Below are 21,383 nucleotides of genomic sequence, written 5' to 3' on the forward strand. Positions count from 1 at the left end.
TCATCTATTTAATGACTAATGATAGGTTAAGTTGGTTTTAAAAAGGTAATGACATGATTCAGATGCAGACTATTTTGGATGTGGCTGATAACTCTGGTGCTCGTCGCGTTATGTGCATTAAGGTGCTTGGTGGTTCTAAGCGCCGTTATGCAAGCGTTGGTGATGTTATTAAGGTATCGGTTAAAGATGCGGCTCCGCGTGGCCGAGTGAAAAAAGGTGATGTATATAATGCTGTTGTTGTTCGTACAGCTAAAGGCATTCGCCGTGCAGATGGTGCGTTAATTAAATTTGATAATAATGCTGCTGTACTGCTAAATGCTAAGCTTGAGCCTATGGGTACGCGAATTTTTGGGCCGGTAACGCGTGAATTGCGTACTGAGCGGTTCATGAAGATTGTTTCGTTGGCTCCTGAGGTGATCTGAGAGATAAGATTATGAGTAAAATTATTAAGGGCGATCATGTTGTTGTTATCTCGGGTAGAGATAAAGGCAAGCAGGGGCAAGTTACCCGTTTGTTAGGTGATAAGGTGGTTGTTGAGGGTGTGAATCTTGTTAAGAGGCACCAAAAGCCTAATCCTATGCGTAATGTTGAGGGTGGTGTGGTTATCAAAAATATGCCTATTCACATTTCAAACGTCGCTATTTATAACAAAGAGACGCAGAAAGCGGATCGAGTTGGTGTCAAGTTGATTGATGATGATGGCAAGGTTAGACGTGTGAGAGTGTTTAAGTCTAACGGTGCTGAGTTGGCTTAAGTTGAGCTAAGGAATTTAGGTATGGCACGGTTGAGAGAGTTTTATATTGAGACGGTTGTTCCTGCGTTGATGTCGCAGTTTGGATATAAGTCCATCATGGAGGTTCCTCGTATTGAAAAGATAACATTAAATATGGGGGTTGGTGAGGCAGTTGTTGATAAAAAAGTGATGGAGCATGCTGTTAGCGATTTGGAGAAAATTGCTGGGCAAAAACCTGTTGTTACTTTGGCTAGGAAATCAATTGCTGGGTTTAAGATTCGTGATGACTATCCGGTTGGTTGTAAGGTTACTCTCCGTAAGGAGAGGATGTTTGAATTCTTGGATAGATTGATTTCTGTAGCTTTGCCGCGTGTTAGAGACTTTCGAGGGGTTAATGGTAAATCTTTTGATGGTCAAGGTAATTATAATATGGGTGTTCGTGAGCAGATTATTTTCCCTGAGATTGAGTACGACAAGATTGATACACTTCGTGGGTTGAATATTACAATTACCACTACTGCGAAAACAGATGAAGAGGCAAGAGCATTGCTTTCGCTTTTTAAATTTCCATTTAAGGGATAATCATGGCAAAAAAAGCTCTTATTAATCGAGAGGCTAAACGCGTTGCGCTTGCAAAAAAGTATGCTGCGAAGAGGGCTGCAATTTTTGCAGTAATTAATGATGCAGGGGTAAGTGATAAAGAGCGATTTGAGGCTCGTTTAAAGCTCCAAGCTATTCCTCGAAATGCATCACCTATTCGTCAAAGAAGACGCTGTGCTTTAACGGGTCGACCACGTGGCACCTTCCGTAAGTTTGGTTTAGGGCGTACTAAGATTCGCGAAATTGCGATGCGTGGTGAGATTCCTGGTGTTATTAAGGCCAGCTGGTAAATTTAAGGATAAATAGTAATGAGTATGCATGATCCTATTTCTGATATGCTGACTCGCATTCGTAATGCGCAGCGTGCAAATAAAGCTTCCGTTGCTATGCCTTCTTCTAAGGTGAAATGTGCAATTGCTAAAGTTCTGCAGGAGGAAGGGTATATTGATAGCTTTTCGGTGTCTTCAGGTGTGAAGCCCATTTTGGAAATTCAGTTGAAATATTACCTAGGAAAGCCGGTAATTGAGCAAATTAAGAGAGTTTCTCGTCCCGGCTTAAGAGTATATAAGGGTGCAGATTCAATTCCGCGAGTTATGAATGGGTTGGGTATTGCTATCGTTAGTACATCCAAGGGTGTGATGACTGGGCATAAGGCTCTTGCCGCAGGTGTGGGTGGCGAGTTGTTGTGCGTTGTGGCTTAACTTTAAGTAGCCAATTAAGGAGCTTTATTTAAAATGTCTCGTATAGCAAAAAATCCAGTGCATGTCCCTACTGGTCTTGATGTTGAGCTTGGGGCTGGTAAGTTGGTAATAAAGAATAAGAGTGACAAGTTGAGTGTTGCAGTGCCTAGCAGTATATCTGTTCAGTTTGCTGATGGGCAGTTAGCATTTTCTGCTGTTGCTAATACTAAAGAAGCAGATGCAATGTCAGGTACTATTCGGGCTATTGCAGCTAATATGGTTAAAGGGTTGGCTGAAGGGTTTGAGAAAAGATTGCAGTTGGTTGGCGTAGGGTATCGTGCGCAGGCTCAAGGTTCTACCTTGAATCTTTCTTTGGGATTCTCACACCCTGTTGTTTATGATATGCCAGAAGGTGTTTCTGTTCAAACACCGACTCCTACAGAGATAGTGTTAAAGGGAGCCAATAAGCAAATTGTAGGGCAGGTAGCAGCTGAAATTCGTGGTTTTCGACCTCCTGAGCCTTATAAAGGCAAGGGTGTACGCTATTTGGATGAAGTGGTAGTTTTGAAAGAAGCAAAGAAAAAATAGCTAAGGAATTGCATTCATGGATAAGTATACTAGAAGAGCTCGTCGTGCACATAAAGCACGTGCACGCATAAAGCAGCTTGGAGAGATTAGGCTGTGTGTATTTCGAAGCAATAACCATATTTACGCGCAGATAATTGATGCGAGTGGAGGTGTCGTTTTGTCTCAGGCTTCCACGCTAGAGTCAGAGGTAAGGAAAAGCTTAGACTCATGCAGTAATGTTCAAGCTGCATCTTTAGTGGGTAAAAGAATTGCAGAAAAAGCTAAAGCATTGGGTATTGAGAGAGTTGCTTTTGATAGATCTGGTTTTCAGTATCATGGGCGTGTCAAAGCGTTGGCAGAGGCTGCTCGTGAAAATGGCTTGAATTTTTAGAATAATAGTTACAGAGTTGAGGATCAGATTATGGCAAAGCAAGATATTGAAGAGCGTAATGATGGATTGATTGAAAAAATGGTTGCCGTTAATCGTGTCACCAAGGTAGTTAAGGGTGGTCGAATTATGGCGTTTTCAGCGCTGACAGTGGTTGGCGATGGTGATGGCCGCATTGGAATGGGGAAGGGTAAATCTAAAGAAGTACCCGTTGCGGTTCAGAAAGCTATGGATCAGGCTAGACGTTCAATGATTAAGGTGTCATTGAATAATGGAACTATTCACCATGAGGTGGTTGGTAAACATGGTGCTACAAAGGTGTTTATGCAGCCTGCCAAAGAAGGTAGTGGTGTAAAGGCTGGCGGCCCAATGCGACTAATTTTTGAAGCAATGGGTGTTCATAATATTTCAGCAAAAGTACATGGTTCTACTAATCCATATAATATCGTTCGAGCCACTTTGGACGGCTTGGCAAAATTATATACCCCAAGTGAGGTAGCAGCTAAGCGCGGTATATCTGTGGAAGAGTTAGGGGTTTAATGATGAGTACACAAAAGACAATTACTGTAACGCTTACTAAGAGCTTAATTGGTACGGTTGAATCTCATCGGCAGTGTGTCCGTGGTTTGGGTTTGCGCCATCGGCATCATTCAGTTGAAGTGCTAGATACTCCTGAAAATCGTGGAATGATTAATAAAGTAAGTTATCTCTTGAAGGTTGGGGGCTGATTATGTTTTTGAATACAATTCAACCATCTGTAGGCTCTTCTCATGCTAAGCGTCGTGTTGGGCGCGGCATTGGTAGTGGTCTTGGTAAGACATGTGGTCGTGGACATAAGGGGCAAAAAAGCCGTGCTGGGGGATTCCATAAGGTTGGTTTCGAAGGTGGGCAGATGCCTCTCCAGCGCCGTCTTCCCAAGAGAGGCTTTAAGCCAATCTCTTCTTTACAGGTTGCAGTTATTACCTTGTCTGACTTAAATAAAGTGAGTGGTAAAGAGGTTGATATCCTAACGTTAAAACAAAATGGTTTATTAAACTCTAGGGTGAACGCAGTTAAGGTGGTTGCCACTGGGTCTATCTCTAAAGCGCTGACTGTCCGTAGCGACATTAAGGTTACAAAAGGTGCTCAGGCAGCTATTGAAGCTGTTGGTGGAGTTGTAGAGCCGTCTTGATATTTCTTAAAAATATCAAGCGGCGGCTATAATTAGGAATTTAGCAAGAATGAATGATTTAAGAAGACGCCTGTTATTTTTGCTCGGGGCTCTTATCGTCTTTAGGGTAGGGGCTCATATTCCTGTGCCTGGAGTCAATGCTGCAGCACTAGCTAATAGTTTTAAGGAAGGTAACGCTGGTATTTTGGGAATGCTTAATCTCTTTTCGGGAGGTTCTTTAGAGAGGTTTAGTATTTTTGCCATAGGAATTATGCCATATATTTCAGCATCTATTATTATTCAATTGGTTGCTGAGGTGCTTCCATCGTTAAAGGCCTTAAAAAAGGAGGGTGAAGCCGGTCGTCGAACTTTAACCAAATATACTCGTTGGGGAACTTTGCTTGTTGCGGTCGTACAGGCATTTGCAGCGGCAGCAGTTGTTTACCAGCGGCCAGATCTTGTAGTGATTGGGCGGACAGAGTTCTATATTTCTGCAATTACATGTCTGGTGACTGGTACCATGTTCTTGATGTGGCTTGGGGAGCAGATGACTGAACGTGGTATTGGTAATGGGGTTTCACTATTAATTACAGCAGGCATCGTGGCGGCCCTCCCTAGTGCGGTTAGTAACTTGTTAAATTTGGCAATTACCGGTGCTAGTGGCTATGGGACAATTCTTTTTGTATTGTTTGGTGGGTTGTGCCTGATTTATATCGTTGTTTATATTGAGAGTGGCCAGCGTAAGATTCCTATTCATTATGCGCGTCGACAAATCGGGAACCGAATTGTACAAGGGCAAAAAACCCATTTGCCATTTAAAATAAACATGGCAGGCGTGATTCCTCCGATTTTTGCATCTAGCGTAATTTTGTTCCCATCACAGATTATTGGATGGCTGGATAAAAGAGTGGATGGTAATGCGTTTGTTGATTTTATCTCTGCTAACCTTTCCCCAGGTAAATCTTTATATTTGGTAGTATTTACAGCAGCCATAATTTTCTTCTGCTATTTTTATACTGCACTAGTATTTAGTCCAAGAGAAATGGCTGAGAATTTAAAGAAGAGTGGGGCTTTTGTCCCAGGTATCCGGCCGGGTGAGCAAACTTCAAATTATTTGGAAAAAGTAGTTATGCGTCTTACCTTCTTTGGTGCGTTGTATATAACTATTATTTGCTTGATTCCAGAGTTTGTTACAGGAGTGCTAGGCATCCCATTTCATTTGGGTGGGACATCTCTTCTTATTTTAGTTGTTGTTACTATGGACTTTGGTACTCAAGTTGCCTCCTACCGTATGAACCAACAGTATGAGCATTTAATGAGAAAGAGTTCAGCTAAGAAGTAATTGTACTCTGTAAGTAAAAGAGATTATGGCTAAAGAAGATACTATACAAATGCAGGGTGAGGTGTTGGAAACTTTGCCTAATGCAACTTTTAAGATTAAACTAGAAAATGGCCATGAAGTATTAGGGCATATTTCTGGGAAGATGCGGATGCACTATATCCGGATTTCACCTGGTGATAAGGTTACTGTAGAAATGACACCTTATGACTTATCCCGTGCTCGTATCGTTTTTCGAGCTCGTTAAATCATGAAAAAGGAAAATAAATGCGTGTTCAACCATCGGTAAAGAAGATTTGTCGCAATTGCAAGGTTATTCGTCGCAATCGCGTTGTGAGGGTGATCTGTACAGATCCGCGTCATAAACAGCGACAAGGCTAATTTGTTTTAAAATAAAAATATGCTATGTTTGTGTAGCTTTTCGTCTTAAAGGAAACGAAGAATGGCTCGTGTTGCAGGAGTGAATATTCCTAATAATGCCCATGTTGTAATTGGGTTGCAGGCAATTTATGGTATTGGTGCAAGTCGTGCAAAATTGATTTGTAATAATGCAGCTATTGCCCCTGATACTAAGGTAAAGGATTTGACAGAGGGACAGTTGGATGCTTTGCGTGAACAGGTTGCGCAGTATGAGGTTGAAGGTGATTTGCGTCGCGAAATTACTATGAATATCAAGCGATTGATTGATATGGGTTGCTACCGTGGCTTTCGTCACCGTCGTGGTTTGCCGTGTCGTGGGCAGCGTACTAGGACTAATGCACGTACTAGAAAAGGTCCTCGTAAGGCAATTGCAGGCAAAAAAGGTTAGGAGATTAAGTTAAATGGCTAAAGCAACTACAGCTGCGCGTACGCGTAAAAAAGTACGGAAAGTAGTGAATGATGGTATCGTCCATATTCATGCTTCTTTTAATAATACTATTATTACTATCACTGATCGACAGGGTAATGTTTTGTCTTGGGCTACATCTGGTGGTGCAGGATTTAAAGGTTCTCGCAAAAGTACTCCCTTTGCTGCTCAAGTGGCTGCAGAAGCAGCTGGTAAGGCCGCACAGGAGTATGGTGTGAAGAATTTGGAAGTTCGCATTAAAGGGCCTGGGCCTGGTCGAGAGTCTTCTGTTCGCTCTCTAAATGCTATTGGTTTTAAGATTGTAAGTATTACTGATGTTACTCCATTGCCTCATAATGGATGTCGTCCACCTAAAAAACGTCGTATTTAATCTGGAGTAATTAACTTATGGCACGTTATATTGGCCCTAAATGCAAATTAGCTCGTCGTGAAGGTAGCGATCTTTTTTTGAAAAGTGCGCGCCGTTCTATTGAATCAAAATGTAAACTCGAAAATGCCCCTGGTCAGCATGGTGCAAGAAGAGGCCGTTTATCTGATTATGGTATCCAGCTGCGTGAGAAACAAAAAATCCGCAGATTATATGGCGTGCTAGAGAGACAGTTCCGCCGTTATTTTGCTGAAGCCTCACGCCGTAAGGGTGCTACTGGTGAGTTGTTGTTGCAACTGCTTGAGTCACGGTTGGATAACGTAGTATATCGCATGGGTTTTGGTTCTACTCGTGCCGAAGCTCGTCAGTTGGTGTCTCATAAAGCAATTTTGGTAAATGGTGAAGTAGTTAATATCCCATCTTTCCAAGTGAAAGCTGGAGATACTGTTTCTGTGAGGGAAAAAGCTAAGAAGCAGGTTCGTATCCAGGAATCATTGCAGTTGGCTACTCAGATTGGCTTGCCAAGTTGGGTTTCTGTAGATGTCGATAAACAAGAGGGCGTATTTAGAAATATGCCTGATCGTGTTGACTTGTATAGCGATATTAACGAACAGTTAGTGGTTGAGTTTTACTCAAAATAATTTCATTGGCTCAAAAAAGGGGCAGTTAAATGCAAAACAGCACCTATGAATTTCTGAAGCCGCGACAGATTGATGTAGATGCCTTGTCTGCAACGCGTGCAAAAGTTTTTATGGAGCCATTTGAGCGGGGTTTTGGTTATACATTAGGCAATGCATTGCGTCGTATATTGCTGTCATCAATGAATGGTTTTGCACCTACAGAGGTAGTAATTGATGGCGCACTGCATGAATATTCTACTTTAGATGGTGTTCAGGAAGATGTTGTAGATATCTTGCTGAATATTAAAGGTGTGGTATTCAAGCTTCAGGGTCGTGATTCGGTTCAGGTTAGCTTAAATAAATCAGGTAGTGGTGTGGTAACTGCTGCTGATTTAGAATTGCCGCATGATGTGGAAGTAATTAATCCAGAACATGTTATTTGCCGCTTGTCTGATAATGGCAAGATTGAACTGACAATTACTGTGGAAAAAGGCCGTGGCTATCAAACTGTTAGCAGCAGGAATGATGACCACAAACAAATTGGCGCTATTCATTTGGATGCCAACTTTTCTCCAGTTCATCGTGTTAGCTTTGAGGTTCAGGCTGCTCGTGTGGAGCAGCGGACGGACTTAGATTGCTTGGTTTTAGATATTGAAACCAATGGTGCAATTGATCCAGAGGAGGCTGTGCGTCGGGCAGCTCGTATACTGATTGATCAGATGTCAGTATTTGCTGACTTGGAAGGGACGCCGGTCGAGGAGTCGAAAGAAGAAGCACCGCCTATCGACCCGATTCTGCTACGCCCAGTAGATGATTTGGAATTGACAGTTCGCTCAGCGAATTGCTTGAAAGCTGAAGACATCTACTATATTGGTGATTTGATTCAGCGAACCGAAACTGAATTGCTGAAGACTCCGAATTTGGGCAGAAAATCTTTGAACGAGATTAAAGAAGTATTGGCTTCAAAAGGCTTGACCTTGGGTTCGAAACTAGATGTGTGGCCACCTGTTGGTTTGGATAAGCCTTAATATTTAATTGAAAAGGATAATAAAATTATGCGTCATGGTAATGCCAACCGCAAATTAAACCGTACAAGCAGCCATCGTGCAGCGATGTTGCGTAATATGGCTAACTCGCTTTTAACCCATGAAACTATCGTGACTACTTTGCCTAAAGCTAAAGAGTTGAGACGAGTAGTAGAGCCTTTGATTACTTTGGGTAAGAAGCCTTCTTTGGCTAATCGCCGTACCGCCTTCAATAGAACTCGCGACAGAGATGTTGTAGTTAAACTATTCGATGAGTTGGGTACTCGTTTTGCCAACCGTAATGGTGGTTATGTGCGTATTTTGAAATATGGCTTCCGTAAGGGCGATAATGCGCCGTTAGCATTGGTGCAGTTGACCGATTTGGCCGCTGAAGACTCAAATACTGAAGCAGCATAACTGCATAATTAAGTTAAAAGCTGGATCCTATGTGTGATTGCATGGGATTCAGCTTTAATTTATATGGGTTTAGGTTTTGTAGTTGACGTATATAGCGCAAGTCAACTGAACTTTTACTACGGTACTGTTTGTAGCTCGCTGCCTTGTGTTTGAGAGCCAATTTAGTTGGTTATAGCTGGAGCAATTATTTTCATACAAGCTGACGAGCTGAATGCGGTATATAAAGTATAGCGATAGATGAGTCGTTGCTGTTGGTGAATATAGTTGCAGAGCAAAAGTCGGTCATTCTTCTTTATGTACTCACTTGTATTGCAGAGAGGGATACTTGTATCAAAATAGCGCTAGTTTTCATAGCACTTATCTAATGCACCTAATCTAATCAAGTTTTATTATTATGCACCATTCCTCCACTTTTGCTGAATTCCGGCGCGGTATTATTGAAGCTACCCCTATCTTGATAGGGGTGATGCCATTTGGATTGATTTTGGGTACTCGGGCTGCGCAGCAAGGAATGAGTTGGTTGGAGGTGGTATTGATGATGGGGCTGAACTTTGCGGGCGGTTCCGAATTTGCCGCAGTCAGTTTGTGGCAAAGTCCGCTGCCCGTTCTGCTGATTATTGGCACTACTTTTCTCATTAACAGCCGGCATATTTTGATGGGCGTGGCATTTATCCCGTTTATCCGGCATTTGCCATTGAAGAAGCTGTTGCCGGTATTGTTCTTTATGACCGATGAAAGTTGGGCGATGAGCCTGGCCGATGCCGGGAAGCGGCAGCAGGCAGGGTTGCCTGCGTTTAGTCTGCCTTACTATTTCGGCACGGCTGCTGCATTGTATTTGCTGTGGATAACTTGCGGCTTCATCGGTGCTCGATTTGGCTATTTGCTTGGAAATGTGGAAAACTTAGGTTTCGGTATGGCTTTCCCGGCCGTGTTTCTAGTGCTGATACGGGGAATGTGGCGCACTTGGCGGGCAGCCTTGCCGTGGCTGGCCAGCCTGATAAGTGCTGCCGGTGTTTACCTCTTATTGCCGCACAACGGCTGGTATGTGCTGGCCGGTACGTTTGTCGGCTTGGCGTGGGCGTTTTTCGACCAAGGGGCGCAGCATGATTAGCCGCGCCTCCCTGCTGGCCGTTTTAGGCATGCTGGCCGTAACCTATTCCACCCGGCTGATCGGTTTTTTCGCCTTCCGCAACCGCGTGTTGTCGGCAAGGGCCAAGCGTGTGATGACAGCAGCACCCGGCTGCGTGCTGATTTCAGTCATCGCGCCCCATTTTGTATCTAACAAACCGCATGAATTAGTGGCTTTGGCCATCACGCTATTGGCGGCTAGCCGTCTGCCGATATTGCCCACCGTGCTGATTGCCGTAGCCAGCAGCGGTTTGCTGGGCTGGCTGATGGCAGGATGAGGCTACCTGAAAGTTTCCGCTAAGCCCGTCTGATTGCCCCCTATTTTCAGGTAGCCTTTCCACCAACACGGACGTGCTCCACCATAGCTGCATGCTACACCTCCCATTCAAGCATCGGTATAATCCCGTTATGTTGGCTGAATCAGTAAGCCAGTCAAATACATTTCCATCATAAGGCATAAGGCGGCACGGCAATATATCAAGCCGATAGTATGCAACCGAGGCGGCTTGGCTGCTGCCGAAAGTGCCAGCCACCACGCCAACTGCCCAATAAGGACAATCTCCATGCCCTACCAAACACAGCCTCCCATCGTTATTACTCCTGCCGACCTGCCTCTGCACTGCAGCGGCCCCACGCACGAAGCCTGGAGTGGCCACCCGCGCGTATTTTTGCCGATTACTTCCAACGGCAGTATCGAATGCCCGTATTGTGGCAGCATTTATCAGCTCAATGGTGAAGTAGATCGGCATCACTAACGCACAGTTTTAGTATAGCGGGGCTTCTATAGTGAATTAAATTTAAACCAGTACAGCGTTGACTCGCCTTGCCGTAACGTGTGTACTGTCTGCGGATTGCCGCCTTGTCCTGATTTAAATTTAATCCACTATATATGGCTACCGCTCGTGCCCTCTTAAGCTTCTCCACAGGAATTCTCTGTTGCGGCAAATCAAAGCCGCCGGAGGCTACCTGAAAAATGCCTGCCTATTGTTCTCTAGCAAACCAACTTAACTTTCGCTACGGCGTTGGTTCGCTTGGTCGTACTCCTGTATTGTTTACGGCTTACTGCCTTGCATTGAAAGTCAATTTGGCTGGCTAGATAGCGAAAGGTCGATTCATTCGCTATATCCTGCCGACTCCTTGCCATGTCCAAAAATATCCTCATTATTTCCCCTTCTTGGATCGGCGACTGTGTGATGACGCAGCCGCTCTACCGCCGCCTGCACGAACTGCACCCCGGCTGCCGGATCGACGTATTCGCGCCCAAGTGGTCGATGGCTGTGTTCGAGCGCATGCCCGAAATCAACCAGATTTTGGAAAACCCCTTCGCCCATGGCGCATTGCGGCTGCGCGAGCGCTGGCGGCTGGGCAAAGAGCTGGCGCGGCGCGGCTATGACCAAGTGATCGTGTTGCCCGGCTCGTTTAAATCAGCGCTGATTGCCCGCGCCGGTGGCATCGCGCAGCGCACCGGCTATGTGGGCGAGAGCCGCTATCCGCTGCTCAACGACATCCGCAAGCTGGATAAGGCAGCACTGCTGCTGATGGCGGATCGTTACACCGCCTTGGCCTATCCGAAAGGCGTGCCGTTCGAACCGCGCCCCGGCGATTTCCCCCGCCTCGCCGTTTCCGCTGCCGCCAGCGAAGCCGCCATGCAGGCGCACGGTTTGGACAACGCTCGGCCGATCGCCGCCTTCTGCCCTGGTGCGGAATACGGCCCGGCCAAACGCTGGCCGCCGCGCCATTTTGCGGCGCTGGCCAAACGCTATGCTGCCGAAGACTATCAGATTTGGTTGTTTGGCTCGGCCAAAGACCATGAAACCGCCGAAGAAGTACAGCGGCTTTCAGGCAGCCTCTGCACCAATCTGTGCGGGCGAACCAGCTTATCCGAAGCCATCGATTTGCTCGCCCTAGCGCAAATCGTGGTGTGCAACGACAGCGGCCTGATGCACCTGGCTGCCGCGCTGAGCCGCCCGTTGGCTGCCGTGTACGGCTCGTCCAGCCCCGAGCATACCCCGCCCCTGAGCCTGCATGCGCAGGTGGTGAGCCTGCATCTTGAGTGCAGCCCCTGCTTCAAGCGCGAATGCCCGCTCGGCCACACCGACTGCCTCAACAAACTCGAGCCGGAATTGGTGCACCAAGCAGGCTGCCGTGCCATCTGCTCCCGCTTCCCCGAACAAATATCTGAAACTCCCGCAAAATGAGTGTGCCCACCACTTTAGTCTGGTTCCGCCAAGACCTGCGCACCGACGATCAGCCCGCTCTGCAAGCTGCCGCCCGTAGTGGCCGCCCGCTGCTTGGCTTGTATGTGTGGCCGAACGAAGGCATGCTCACGGCGCGGCGGCGCTATTTTATTTGGCAGAGCCTGCGCGATTTGCAGGCGCGGCTGGCCGAATGCGGTATTCCGCTGCATGTGCGCGAAGGCAACCCCGTGCAGGCGGTGGTCGAAACGGCGGCACATTGCCGCGCGGCGGAAGTAGTGTGCGCAAGCGATGGGGCGGGGCAGGGCGCATTACGCGCCGTGCTGGAAAAGCAGGGCTGCCGGCTACACAGCGTGGCCGACGGCTTATTGCAGCCGCCCTTCCAATTTATCCGTGCGCCGTATTTTAACGAGCCGGCCTTTGCCGCGTTTCAGGTAGCCTGGCAGGCCGCGTGTGTTGAACAATATGCCGCTTGGCAAGCATCGGCCTGGCCGCCGCCGGATTTGGCCGCGCAGCAGCAAAGGCTACCTGAAAATCTGAAAACCGCCGGGCTGCCAGTTGTGCCCCGCGCCGTGCTTACCATTCCCGGCGGCGAAACCGCCGCCCGGCGGCAGTTGGCCGAATTTTTGCCGCGCCTGCCGTATTACCCCGTATTGCGCAGTCTGCCCGCCCAACACGGTAGTTCGCAGCTCTCGCCGCATCTGGTGTTCGGTACGCTGTCGGTGCGCCGGGCGTGGGCGGCCGCTAGCAATACGCCCGATGCCGCTGCCTGGCAAGAAGCTTTGGCACGGCGAGAATTTTGGCGGCATTATTTCCGCCAATATCCCGATGTGCTGCGGCAAGACCTGCCCGAACACCGCGCCGCCGGGCAGGCCAACCAAACGCTGCTGGCCGCTTGGCAGCAAGGCATAACCGGCTACCCGCTGGCCGATGCCGCCATGCGCCTGCTGCGCGACACCGGCTGGCTGCCACACAGCCTGCGCCGTTTCTGCGCTGCCTTTTTCTGCCGCGTGCTGGGCGGCCGCTGGCAGGATGGTGCTGGCTGGTTTGCCCGCCAGTTGTTGGATTTCGAGCCAGCTGCCAACAGCGGCAACTGGCAGCTGGCTGCCGGCTTGGGTGGCAAGCAGGTTGAGCGGCAGCCCTTCAACCCCGTGGTGTGGTCGCAAAAGCTCGATCCCGACGGCCAATTCATCCGCCGCCATCTGCCACAGTTGGCACACCTCGACAGCCGCCGTATCCACGCCCCGTGGCTGGCCGCGGCGGAAGTGAACACCAACGGCTACCCGGCGCCGGTAGTGGATTATCGGGCGCGCTAGGGTAGGGCGATGAAGAGGCTACCTGAAAAACGGTTAACTTCGTTGCCGCTTTCAGGTAGCCTCTGGCTTTGGCGTTATAGTGAATTAACAAAAATCAGGACAAGGCGACGAGCCGCAGACAGTACACACGTTACGGCAAGGCGAGGCAACGCTGTACTGGTTTAAATTTAATTCACTATATAATGCCACCTTTTCACAACCAACGATTGCTTGCCATGTACCGATTGATGAGTGATGCCGCCAACCTGATGCGGCTGCGATTGCGCCCTGCCGAAGAATATACCTACCCGTTGCTGGATTGCTTAGGGGCGCTGGTGATGGTGGCTGCGGTGAATACTGCGATGCTCTCGCCCGTGTTGAACGGGCAATATGGCATGATAGCGTTTGTATTGAGCCTAAATTTGGTGAAATGGCCGGTGTTTGCCGGAGTGATGACCCGGCTGATGGGTGCGCTCGGCGGCCGTCGGCAATCTTTGTGGGGCTACACGCTGCTTACTGAAGTGCTCTCTTTGCCTGCTTTGTTGATTCTGTACGTACCCAGTCTGGCACTGTTGCTGCAAGTTTGGATGGCTTGGGCGTTTGCCGTGGGCGTGATGGGCTATGCCCGCCTCTGCGGCGTGCGCCTGTGGCAGGTGTTGCTGGGCTATATTGCCAGTTTCTGCGCCCTGGTGGTAACGGCCATGGCGATTATGGTATTGTTTGCTGCAGCCGGCATCATCAATCAAACGCAGCTGGAGCAGAATATGCAGCGCTGGCAGCAGATAACCACACCGCAGCAGCAAAAATAAATCGTTGCTGGAGCATAGAGAAAGGCTACCTGAAAATTTCAGGTAGCTTTTTGCTTGGGGCGGATGCTGCTTAGCGGCCTTCTATCCGGCGGATGGCGGCATCCACTCTGGCACGGCGTGCGGCTTCCTCGGCGCGGGTTTGGCGCAGCAGTTCTGCGGCGGAGATGCCGCGTTTGGGCGCTTCTGCGGCAGCGTATTCGGCCATTTTGCTGTCGGCAAAGGCTTCCACTTGGCGGCGCAGGCGGTTGCGTTCGTCGCGCGTGTCGGCACAGAGCTTGCCTAGGTCGCTGTTGTGCGGACGGACTGTGCGGTTGGGGTTGGGAGAGCGCCTGGCTTGCTGGCGGCATTGGTCCGTTTTTGGGTGGTTAAATTGCAGTATTCTGGATAAGTCGTTGAAATAACGAGATGCTTCCGCATTATCCTGATAGCAGAGCGAACCGTTGGCCAAGGTACTGATGTCTTTGGTGAGCTGCTCACACTCATCGGCCAGCGAGGCATGGTTGGGATTGGGTGGGGTGTGAACGCAGGCAGACATGGCGAGGGCGGCCAGTAACAGCGGGAGGGCGAAGGTTTGGTTTGTCATGTTTATGCCTTTGGGAGCTTGTTGGAGAATGAAGTAGTGGGGAGCGTATCAGAAAAAGGCTACCTGAAATTTCAGGTAGCCTTTTTAGCATTTAGCCCACTTTGTCGCCCGGCTGTGCGCCTGCATCCACATCGAGGAGCTTCAGTTTCCCATCCGCCGTGGCGGCACTCAAAATCATGCCTTCGGATACGCCGAATTTTGCCATTTTGCGCGGGGCGAAGTTGGCGACGGCGATGACCATGCGGCCGTTCAATTCGGCGGGGTTGGGATAAGACGCGGCGATGCCGGAGAAGATGATGCGTTTTTCAAAACCGAAATCGAGGTCGAATTTCAGGAGTTTGGTGCTGCCTTCGACGGCTTCGCAATTCAATACTTTGGCGACGCGCATGTCGATTTTCATGAAGTCGTCGAAGCTTGCCTGTTCGGCGACTTTTTCGTATTGACTTTCTTCGGCGGCAGGCGCGGGGGTCGTCTGAATGCTTTGTTTGTTGGCTTCGATTAAATCGTCCACTTGTTTTTGCTCCACTCGTTGCATTAAATGTTCGTATTTGTTGATGGCGTATTCGCCCAAGGTTTCACGCGTGTTCGCCCAGGTAATCGCGTCCAGATTGAGGAAACGCGCGGCGTTTGCGGCGGTTTGCGGCAATACGGGGGCGAGGTAGGCGGTCAGCATGGTGAAGGCGTTGATGAGTTCGCTGCATACTTCGTGCAGGCGTTCGTCTTGACCTTCTTGTTTGGCGAGTTCCCACGGTTTGTTGGCATCGACGTATTCGTTCACGGCGTCTGCCAATGCCATGATGTCGCGCAGGGCGCGGGCGTATTCGCGGTTTTCGTATTGCTCGGCTATGTTGTCGCTTTCGGCAGCGAGTTTTGCCAGCAATGCGCTGCCTGAAACGTTTTTCAGACGACCTTCAAAGCGTTTGGCGATGAAACCTGATGCGCGTGCGGCGATGTTGACGTATTTGCCGACGAGGTCGCTGTTTACGCGGCTGATAAAGTCTTGCAGGTTCAAATCGATGTCTTCGATTTTGCTGTTGAGTTTGGCGGCGATGTAGTAGCGCATCCACTCGGGGTTCAGACCTTGTTCCAGATAGGATTTGGCGGTGATGAACGTGCCGCGCGATTTGGACATTTTTTGTCCGTCGACGGTCAGGAAGCCGTGTGCGTACACGCCGGTCGGGGCGCGGTGGCCGGAGAAATGCAGCATGGCGGGCCAGAACAGGGCGTGGAAATAGAGGATGTCTTTACCGATGAAGTGGTACATCTCGGTTTGGCTGTCGGCTTTGAAGTATTCGTCAAAATCGACGCCGATGCGGTCGCACAGGTTTTTAAACGAGGCCATGTAGCCGACGGGCGCGTCCAGCCAGACGTAGAAGTATTTGCCCGGCGCGTCGGGGATTTCGAAACCGAAATACGGCGCGTCGCGGGAAATGTCCCAGTCGGATAGGGTGGTTTCTTCGCCTTCGCCCAGCCATTCCTTCATTTTGTTGAGGGCTTCGGCTTGCAGATGGGGCTTGCCGTCGTGCGGGTTGTTGCCGGAAGTCCATGCTTTGAGGAAGTTGGCGCATTCGCCCAGTTTGAAGAAGAAGTGTTCGGATTCGCGCAATTCGGGTTTGGCACCGGAAACGGCGGAATACGGGTTAATCAGTTCGGTCGGGGAATAGGTCGTGCCGCAGACTTCGCAGTTGTCGCCGTATTGGTCTTGGGCGTGGCATTTGGGGCATTCGCCTTTGACGAAGCGGTCGGGCAGGAACATTTGTTTTTCGGGGTCGAACAGCTGCTCGATGACGCGGCTCTCAATCTTGCCGTTGGCTTTCAGTGCGCGGTAAATCTGTTCGGAAAACTGTTTGTTTTCAGTGGAGTGGGTGCTGTAGTAGTTGCTATAGCCGATGTGGAAGCCGGTGAAGTCGGCGAGATGTTCTTCGCGCACTTTGGCAATCATGTCTTCGGGCGCGATGCCTTGTTTTTGCGCGGCAAGCATTACAGGCGTGCCGTGGGTGTCGTCGGCGCAGCAGTAGTGGCACTTGTGGCCGCGCAGTTTTTGGAAGCGCACCCAAACGTCGGTTTGGATGTGTTCGACCATGTGGCCGAGGTGGATGCTGCCGTTGGCATAGGGCAGGGCGGAGGTAACAAGGATTTTGCGTTGCGGTGATTTGGTCATGATTTGCGGTTTGTTGGAAAGATGGAAATGGGCGGTATTATGCCACAAAGGGCCTGCCCTTAGCAGACGCAAAGGCTACCTGAGAGGGTTTCAGGTAGCCTTTGGATTGTGGCGGGGCTACCTGAAATTGAGCTTTGCCGTGCTGAATTACAGCAGCGCTTTCAGGTAGCCTGTGTGCTTAGGGCTGTTTGTTTTGCTCTTCTGCTTTGTTTTTTTCCGGGAACACGAAAGAAGCGGCCACGCCCAAGGCCAGCACCACCAGCACCACCACCAGCGAGGCGTTGGGCGAAATTTCGTAGCCGTGTTGGAACAGGTGCTCGGAGGCGGAAAGCGCCAGTTTTACCGCGATAAAAAACAGCAGCGCCACCACGGCTTTTTCCAGGTGCACCAAATAGCCGCGCAGGGCTTCGAGCACGAAATACATGGTACGCAGGCCGAGGATGGCGAACATCATGGCGCTGTACACAATCAGCGGCTCTTTGGATACGGCAATCACCGCCGGTACGCTGTCGAAGGCAAACATCACATCGGAAATCTCGATAATGGCCAAACACAAAAACAGCGGAGTGGCCACCAGCGCGCCTTTTTTTACCGGCTGCGGGTGGTGTTGTTCCGGATGTTTCAGGTCTTCGCCGGCCGGCTCGAGGCGCACGTCGGGGTTTTGGCGGCAGGCTTCGGGGAGCTCGTGGCCGCGCAGGAAGAAATTGTGCCCGTGGAGGCGCGGCCATACCGGGAAGAAACGGTGCACCCAGCGGTAGGCCAGGTGTTCGGAGTAGTCTTCATTGGCTTCATCCTCTTCATCGCGGCGCAGCATCATGACACCCGTCCAGCCCACCACTACGGCAAATACGAGCTCCACATACGGCCCCAGCGCCATCAGGCCGGTACCGATGGCCACGAACACCATGCGGAACACAATCGCGCCGATGATGCCCCAATACAGCACACGGTGGCGGTAGGCCTCCGGGATTTTAAACCAGGAAAACACGGCCATAATCACGAATAGGTTGTCCACCGACAGCACTTTCTCCAGCGCATAACCGGTGAAAAACAAGCTGGCCGTCTCGCTGCCGTGGTGGAACCACAAATAGCCGCCGAACGCCAGCGACACCGCAATCCAAAACACCGACCACAGCGCGGCGCTTTTGAGCGACATGGGTTTGTCGCTGCGGTGGGCAAACAGATCGATGGCAATCGCGCCTACGGAGAGGACAACGAAAACGGCAACGGTTTCCAGCGGAAAGCCTAAATGGGTGGTCATGAGAGGGAATCCTTATGGTGGTGTGTACGGGCTACCTGAAAAACAGGCTATACCTGAACAAACATTTTGTAATACTCAATCTCGCTGCGTGCAAACGCAATGGCTATGCGGTCTTCGCCTTTGGGGATTTTCTTGCCGCCCATGCCGCCGATGCACACACCCAAGTCGGGAATGGTGAGATAGTATTTATCCTCCACATAGTCGTATTGTTCTTTCCAAGAGGCAATGCTTTCGGCAGAGAACACGGGCAGGCCGTTTAGCGTGGGATTGGTGTGTTTGTTGCAGACAATGGCCTTCAGCTTTTTGCCCTGATTTTCATATATCAGCTCGCAGGCGGAACGGTATTCGGTGGTTTGGTGCAGGATGTTGTCGATTAGGATTTTCGAGGCCTCGCCCCATTCTTGGTTGATGCTGTCGAATGTGGCATCCAAATGGAACATCTCCGAGTTGGTGCGTACCGATTCGAAGGGGGTGATGATGAAATCGTTCATGGCGTCGGATTGGGGGAGGGTGTTTAACCGGAGGAGTGTGTGCAGAGGCTACCTGAAAATTTCAGGTAGCCTTTCGCAGGGCGGCATTGTAATCCAAGCCGCCTGAGGCGGCAGCAAAATTTGCATATTGCTGCAAAAAGCAGCACGGATTGCTTGCCGTATGGACAGGACGTAATTGAGGCTACCTGAAAACCCCGCTGTGTAAAAATAGCTGCGGGTGTTTTCAGGTAGCCTTTGCTATGGCTTGCTAGCCGGGCTTACTGCTTGGGCGGCAGCTCTTTAGCCAGATAGAGCCAGGTTTCAATTACGGTATCCGGGTTCAACGAAATGGTTTCGATACCTTGTTCAACCAGCCATTTGGCGAAATCCGGGTGGTCGGACGGGCCTTGGCCGCAGATACCGATGTATTTGTTCAGCTTGCGGCAGGCTTTGATGGCCAGGTGCAGCATCACTTTCACCGCCGGATCGCGCTCGTCGAAGGTGCCGGCAATCGGGCCGCCGCTGTCGCGGTCTACGCCGATGGTGAGCTGGGTCATGTCGTTGGAGCCGATGGAGAAGCCGTCGAAGTATTTCAGATACTGCTCGGCCAGGATGGCGTTGGTGGGCAGCTCGCACATCATAATCAGGCGCAGGCCGTTTTTGCCGCGTTCCAGGCCGTTTTCTTTCAGCGCTTTCACCACGGCTTCGGCTTCATGCAGGGTGCGCACGAAGGGAATCATGATTTCCACGTTGGTGAGACCCATTTCATCGCGCACATATTTCAGGGCGCGGCATTCGAGCGCGAAGCACTCTTTGAAGTCGGGCGAAATATAGCGGGCGGCGCCACGGTAGCCGAGCATAGGATTTTCTTCGTGCGGCTCGTAGATATTGCCACCGAGCAGGTTGGCGTATTCGTTGGATTTGAAGTCGGACATCCGCACGATTACCTTTTTCGGGTAGGCGGAGGCGGCGATGGTGGCGATGCCTTCGGCCAGTTTGTCCACGTAGAAATCCACCGGTGAGGCATAGCCGGCGATGCGCTCGTTAATCTGCGCCTGCAGTTCGGCATCCTGGCGGTCGAATTCGAGCAGGGCGCGCGGGTGGATGCCGATTTGGCGGTTGATGATGAATTCCATGCGTGCCAAGCCGATGCCTTCGCTGGGCAGGCTGGCAAAGCCGAAGGAGAGCTCGGGGTTGCCCACGTTCATCATGATTTTCACCGGTGAAGCAGGCATATTGTCCAGCGCCAAATCAATCACTTCCACTTTCAGCAGGCCGTCGTAAATCAGGCCAGTGTCGCCCTCGGCGCAGGATACGGTTACGTTTTGGCCGTGGGTGAGCACATCGGTGGCGTCGCCGCAGCCCACTACTGCCGGAATGCCCAATTCGCGGGCGATAATGGCAGCGTGGCAGGTGCGGCCGCCACGGTTGGTCACGATAGCGGAGGCGCGTTTCATCACCGGTTCCCAATCCGGGTCGGTCATATCGGTTACCAATACGTCGCCGGTCTGCACTTGGTCCATTTCGGCAGCACTTTTAATCAGGCGCACGGTACCTTGGCCGACTTTCTGGCCGATGGCGCGGCCTTCGCACAATACGGTAGATTTGTTTTCGATGCGGTAGCGGCGCAGGGTGCTGTTGCGTTCTTCCTGCGATTTCACGGTTTCGGGTCGGGCCTGCAGAATGTAGAGCTTGCCGTCCAAGCCGTCGCGGCCCCATTCGATGTCCATCGGGCGGCCGTAGTGTTCTTCGATAATCAGCGCGTATTTGGCCAATTCGGTGATTTCTTCGTTGCTGATGGAGAAGCGTTTGCGTTCGGCTTCGTCCACATCTACCACCTGCACAGATTTGCCGGTTTCGGCGGTATCGGTGAACACCATTTTAATTAGTTTGGAACCCATGGTTTTGCGCAGGATGGCGGGGCGGCCGGCGCGCAGGGTGGGCTTGTGCACGTAGAATTCGTCGGGGTTTACCGCGCCTTGCACCACGGTTTCGCCCAAGCCGTAGGAGGCGGTTACGAACACCACTTGGTCGAAGCCGGACTCGGTGTCGATGGTGAACATCACGCCGGAAGCGCCGCTGTCGGAGCGCACCATGCGCTGCACGCCGGCGGAGAGGGCCACCACGTCGTGCTCGAAGCCTTTGTGTACGCGGTAGGAGATGGCGCGGTCGTTATAGAGCGAGGCAAACACGTGGTGCATCGCTTCTTTTACGTTTTCGAGGCCTTGGATATTCAGGAAGGTTTCCTGTTGTCCGGCAAAGGAGGCATCGGGCAAGTCTTCGGCGGTGGCGGAAGAGCGTACGGCCACGGAAATTTGGTCGGTGCCAGCATCGGCCACCAGTTTGTCCCATGCGGCTTTGATGTCGGCTTCCAGCTCGGCGGGGAAGGGGGTGTCCAAAATCCATTGGCGGATTTGCGCGCCCACGCGTGCCAGCTCGACCACATCGTCTACATCCAGCCCGGCCAGCGCGGCGGAAATGCGCTCATTCAAGCCATTGTGCGACAAAAATGCGCGGTAGGCTTCGGCCGTGGTGGCAAAGCCGCCGGGCACGCGCACGCCTTTTTCAGCCAACTGGCTGATCATTTCGCCCAAGGAGGCGTTTTTGCCGCCCACCTGTTCTACGTCGGTCATACGCAGATTTTCAAACCAGATTACATTCTTGCCAGACATGATTCTATTCCGTCCTGTGGGTAGTTAAGGGAAAACGGCGGTATTGTAGCCGCTGGCTGTATTTCTGTCATGGGCT

The 21,383-nt window shown here is 50.7% G+C and carries 29 protein-coding genes; 24 read left to right on the forward strand and 5 right to left on the reverse strand.

Features of this window, described 5'->3' with window-relative positions; genetic code table 11:
- Positions 1 to 53 precede the first annotated feature (53 nt).
- The 24 genes from rplN (at position 54) to CKV94_RS06240 (ending at position 14,160) form a co-directional block, all read left to right on the forward strand.
- Complete coding sequence (gene rplN / locus CKV94_RS06125) at positions 54 to 422, forward strand: 50S ribosomal protein L14 (protein WP_003823810.1); 369 nt, start codon at positions 54 to 56, stop codon at positions 420 to 422.
- 11 nt (positions 423 to 433) lie between these two features.
- Entirely contained in the window at positions 434 to 754 is a 321-nt protein-coding gene (gene rplX / locus CKV94_RS06130; protein WP_003823811.1) for a 50S ribosomal protein L24, read from the forward strand.
- Between the two features lie 21 nt (positions 755 to 775).
- Positions 776 to 1,315, forward strand: coding sequence for a 50S ribosomal protein L5 (gene rplE, locus CKV94_RS06135; protein WP_003823812.1), 540 nt, complete (start codon positions 776 to 778; stop codon positions 1,313 to 1,315).
- A 2-nt stretch (positions 1,316 to 1,317) separates the two neighbouring features.
- On the forward strand, positions 1,318 to 1,623 hold the full coding sequence (gene rpsN / locus CKV94_RS06140) for a 30S ribosomal protein S14 (protein WP_049259020.1): 306 nt from the start codon (positions 1,318 to 1,320) through the stop codon (positions 1,621 to 1,623).
- An 18-nt stretch (positions 1,624 to 1,641) separates the two neighbouring features.
- Positions 1,642 to 2,034: a 30S ribosomal protein S8 gene (gene rpsH, locus CKV94_RS06145; protein WP_003823814.1), complete on the forward strand. Its 393-nt coding sequence runs from the start codon at positions 1,642 to 1,644 to the stop codon at positions 2,032 to 2,034.
- A gap of 33 nt (positions 2,035 to 2,067) precedes the next feature.
- Entirely contained in the window at positions 2,068 to 2,601 is a 534-nt protein-coding gene (gene rplF / locus CKV94_RS06150) for a 50S ribosomal protein L6 (protein ID WP_003823815.1), read from the forward strand.
- A gap of 16 nt (positions 2,602 to 2,617) precedes the next feature.
- A complete protein-coding gene (gene rplR / locus CKV94_RS06155) occupies positions 2,618 to 2,971 on the forward strand; it encodes a 50S ribosomal protein L18 (protein ID WP_035580660.1) in 354 nt (117 codons plus the stop codon).
- Between the two features lie 30 nt (positions 2,972 to 3,001).
- On the forward strand, positions 3,002 to 3,508 hold the full coding sequence (rpsE, locus tag CKV94_RS06160) for a 30S ribosomal protein S5 (protein ID WP_003823818.1): 507 nt from the start codon (positions 3,002 to 3,004) through the stop codon (positions 3,506 to 3,508).
- Positions 3,509 to 3,510: 2 nt separating this feature from the next.
- Positions 3,511 to 3,696: a 50S ribosomal protein L30 gene (gene rpmD / locus CKV94_RS06165; RefSeq protein WP_049259028.1), complete on the forward strand. Its 186-nt coding sequence runs from the start codon at positions 3,511 to 3,513 to the stop codon at positions 3,694 to 3,696.
- Between the two features lie 2 nt (positions 3,697 to 3,698).
- Positions 3,699 to 4,139, forward strand: coding sequence for a 50S ribosomal protein L15 (rplO, locus tag CKV94_RS06170; protein ID WP_035580663.1), 441 nt, complete (start codon positions 3,699 to 3,701; stop codon positions 4,137 to 4,139).
- 49 nt (positions 4,140 to 4,188) lie between these two features.
- On the forward strand, positions 4,189 to 5,460 hold the full coding sequence (gene secY / locus CKV94_RS06175) for a preprotein translocase subunit SecY (protein ID WP_003823820.1): 1,272 nt from the start codon (positions 4,189 to 4,191) through the stop codon (positions 5,458 to 5,460).
- A 25-nt stretch (positions 5,461 to 5,485) separates the two neighbouring features.
- The gene (gene infA, locus CKV94_RS06180; protein ID WP_049259017.1) at positions 5,486 to 5,704 is read left to right on the forward strand and encodes a translation initiation factor IF-1; all 219 of its coding nucleotides are present in this window, start codon (positions 5,486 to 5,488) and stop codon (positions 5,702 to 5,704) included.
- Between the two features lie 20 nt (positions 5,705 to 5,724).
- A complete protein-coding gene (rpmJ, locus tag CKV94_RS06185) occupies positions 5,725 to 5,838 on the forward strand; it encodes a 50S ribosomal protein L36 (protein ID WP_049259016.1) in 114 nt (37 codons plus the stop codon).
- Between the two features lie 61 nt (positions 5,839 to 5,899).
- Positions 5,900 to 6,265: a 30S ribosomal protein S13 gene (gene rpsM, locus CKV94_RS06190; protein ID WP_003823821.1), complete on the forward strand. Its 366-nt coding sequence runs from the start codon at positions 5,900 to 5,902 to the stop codon at positions 6,263 to 6,265.
- Positions 6,266 to 6,278: 13 nt separating this feature from the next.
- Complete coding sequence (gene rpsK, locus CKV94_RS06195) at positions 6,279 to 6,674, forward strand: 30S ribosomal protein S11 (RefSeq protein WP_003823823.1); 396 nt, start codon at positions 6,279 to 6,281, stop codon at positions 6,672 to 6,674.
- A gap of 17 nt (positions 6,675 to 6,691) precedes the next feature.
- The gene (rpsD, locus tag CKV94_RS06200; protein WP_023887669.1) at positions 6,692 to 7,312 is read left to right on the forward strand and encodes a 30S ribosomal protein S4; all 621 of its coding nucleotides are present in this window, start codon (positions 6,692 to 6,694) and stop codon (positions 7,310 to 7,312) included.
- 29 nt (positions 7,313 to 7,341) lie between these two features.
- Positions 7,342 to 8,319 carry a DNA-directed RNA polymerase subunit alpha gene (locus tag CKV94_RS06205; RefSeq protein WP_003823825.1) on the forward strand — a complete coding sequence of 326 codons (978 nt, stop codon included), beginning with the start codon at positions 7,342 to 7,344 and terminating at the stop codon, positions 8,317 to 8,319.
- 27 nt (positions 8,320 to 8,346) lie between these two features.
- Entirely contained in the window at positions 8,347 to 8,733 is a 387-nt protein-coding gene (gene rplQ / locus CKV94_RS06210) for a 50S ribosomal protein L17 (RefSeq protein ID WP_023887670.1), read from the forward strand.
- Positions 8,734 to 9,127: 394 nt separating this feature from the next.
- Positions 9,128 to 9,844 (forward strand): AzlC family ABC transporter permease, encoded by a 717-nt coding sequence (locus tag CKV94_RS06215; RefSeq protein WP_003823827.1) that lies wholly within the window; start codon positions 9,128 to 9,130, stop codon positions 9,842 to 9,844.
- The gene (locus tag CKV94_RS06220; protein ID WP_003823829.1) at positions 9,837 to 10,139 is read left to right on the forward strand and encodes an AzlD family protein; all 303 of its coding nucleotides are present in this window, start codon (positions 9,837 to 9,839) and stop codon (positions 10,137 to 10,139) included. The genes CKV94_RS06215 and CKV94_RS06220 overlap by 8 nt, the downstream gene beginning before the upstream one ends.
- A 285-nt stretch (positions 10,140 to 10,424) precedes the next feature.
- Entirely contained in the window at positions 10,425 to 10,616 is a 192-nt protein-coding gene (locus CKV94_RS06225; RefSeq protein WP_035580669.1) for a zinc-finger domain-containing protein, read from the forward strand.
- 387 nt (positions 10,617 to 11,003) lie between these two features.
- Complete coding sequence (waaF, locus tag CKV94_RS06230) at positions 11,004 to 12,059, forward strand: lipopolysaccharide heptosyltransferase II (RefSeq protein WP_003823832.1); 1,056 nt, start codon at positions 11,004 to 11,006, stop codon at positions 12,057 to 12,059.
- A gap of 2 nt (positions 12,060 to 12,061) precedes the next feature.
- Positions 12,062 to 13,372: an FAD-binding domain-containing protein gene (locus tag CKV94_RS06235; protein WP_169303232.1), complete on the forward strand. Its 1,311-nt coding sequence runs from the start codon at positions 12,062 to 12,064 to the stop codon at positions 13,370 to 13,372.
- A gap of 215 nt (positions 13,373 to 13,587) precedes the next feature.
- Positions 13,588 to 14,160: a hypothetical protein gene (locus CKV94_RS06240; protein WP_003823835.1), complete on the forward strand. Its 573-nt coding sequence runs from the start codon at positions 13,588 to 13,590 to the stop codon at positions 14,158 to 14,160.
- 70 nt (positions 14,161 to 14,230) lie between these two features.
- Here the strand turns inward: CKV94_RS06240 and CKV94_RS06245 are convergent, their stop codons facing one another.
- The 5 genes from CKV94_RS06245 to ppsA all read right to left on the reverse strand — a co-directional run bounded on the left by CKV94_RS06245 (position 14,231) and on the right by ppsA (position 21,307).
- Positions 14,231 to 14,743: a hypothetical protein gene (locus CKV94_RS06245; RefSeq protein WP_003823837.1), complete on the reverse strand. Its 513-nt coding sequence runs from the start codon at positions 14,741 to 14,743 to the stop codon at positions 14,231 to 14,233.
- Positions 14,744 to 14,834: 91 nt separating this feature from the next.
- Positions 14,835 to 16,904, reverse strand: a complete 2,070-nt coding sequence (metG, locus tag CKV94_RS06250) for a methionine--tRNA ligase (protein WP_035580943.1) — start codon at positions 16,902 to 16,904, stop codon at positions 14,835 to 14,837.
- Between the two features lie 178 nt (positions 16,905 to 17,082).
- On the reverse strand, positions 17,083 to 18,165 hold the full coding sequence (locus CKV94_RS06255; protein ID WP_003823842.1) for a TerC/Alx family metal homeostasis membrane protein: 1,083 nt from the start codon (positions 18,163 to 18,165) through the stop codon (positions 17,083 to 17,085).
- Between the two features lie 47 nt (positions 18,166 to 18,212).
- Positions 18,213 to 18,656, reverse strand: coding sequence for a hypothetical protein (locus CKV94_RS06260; protein WP_003823843.1), 444 nt, complete (start codon positions 18,654 to 18,656; stop codon positions 18,213 to 18,215).
- 257 nt (positions 18,657 to 18,913) lie between these two features.
- Positions 18,914 to 21,307, reverse strand: coding sequence for a phosphoenolpyruvate synthase (gene ppsA / locus CKV94_RS06265; protein WP_003823845.1), 2,394 nt, complete (start codon positions 21,305 to 21,307; stop codon positions 18,914 to 18,916).
- Positions 21,308 to 21,383 lie beyond the last annotated feature (76 nt).

This window comes from Eikenella corrodens (genome assembly GCF_900187105.1).
GTDB lineage: Bacteria > Pseudomonadota > Gammaproteobacteria > Burkholderiales > Neisseriaceae > Eikenella > Eikenella corrodens.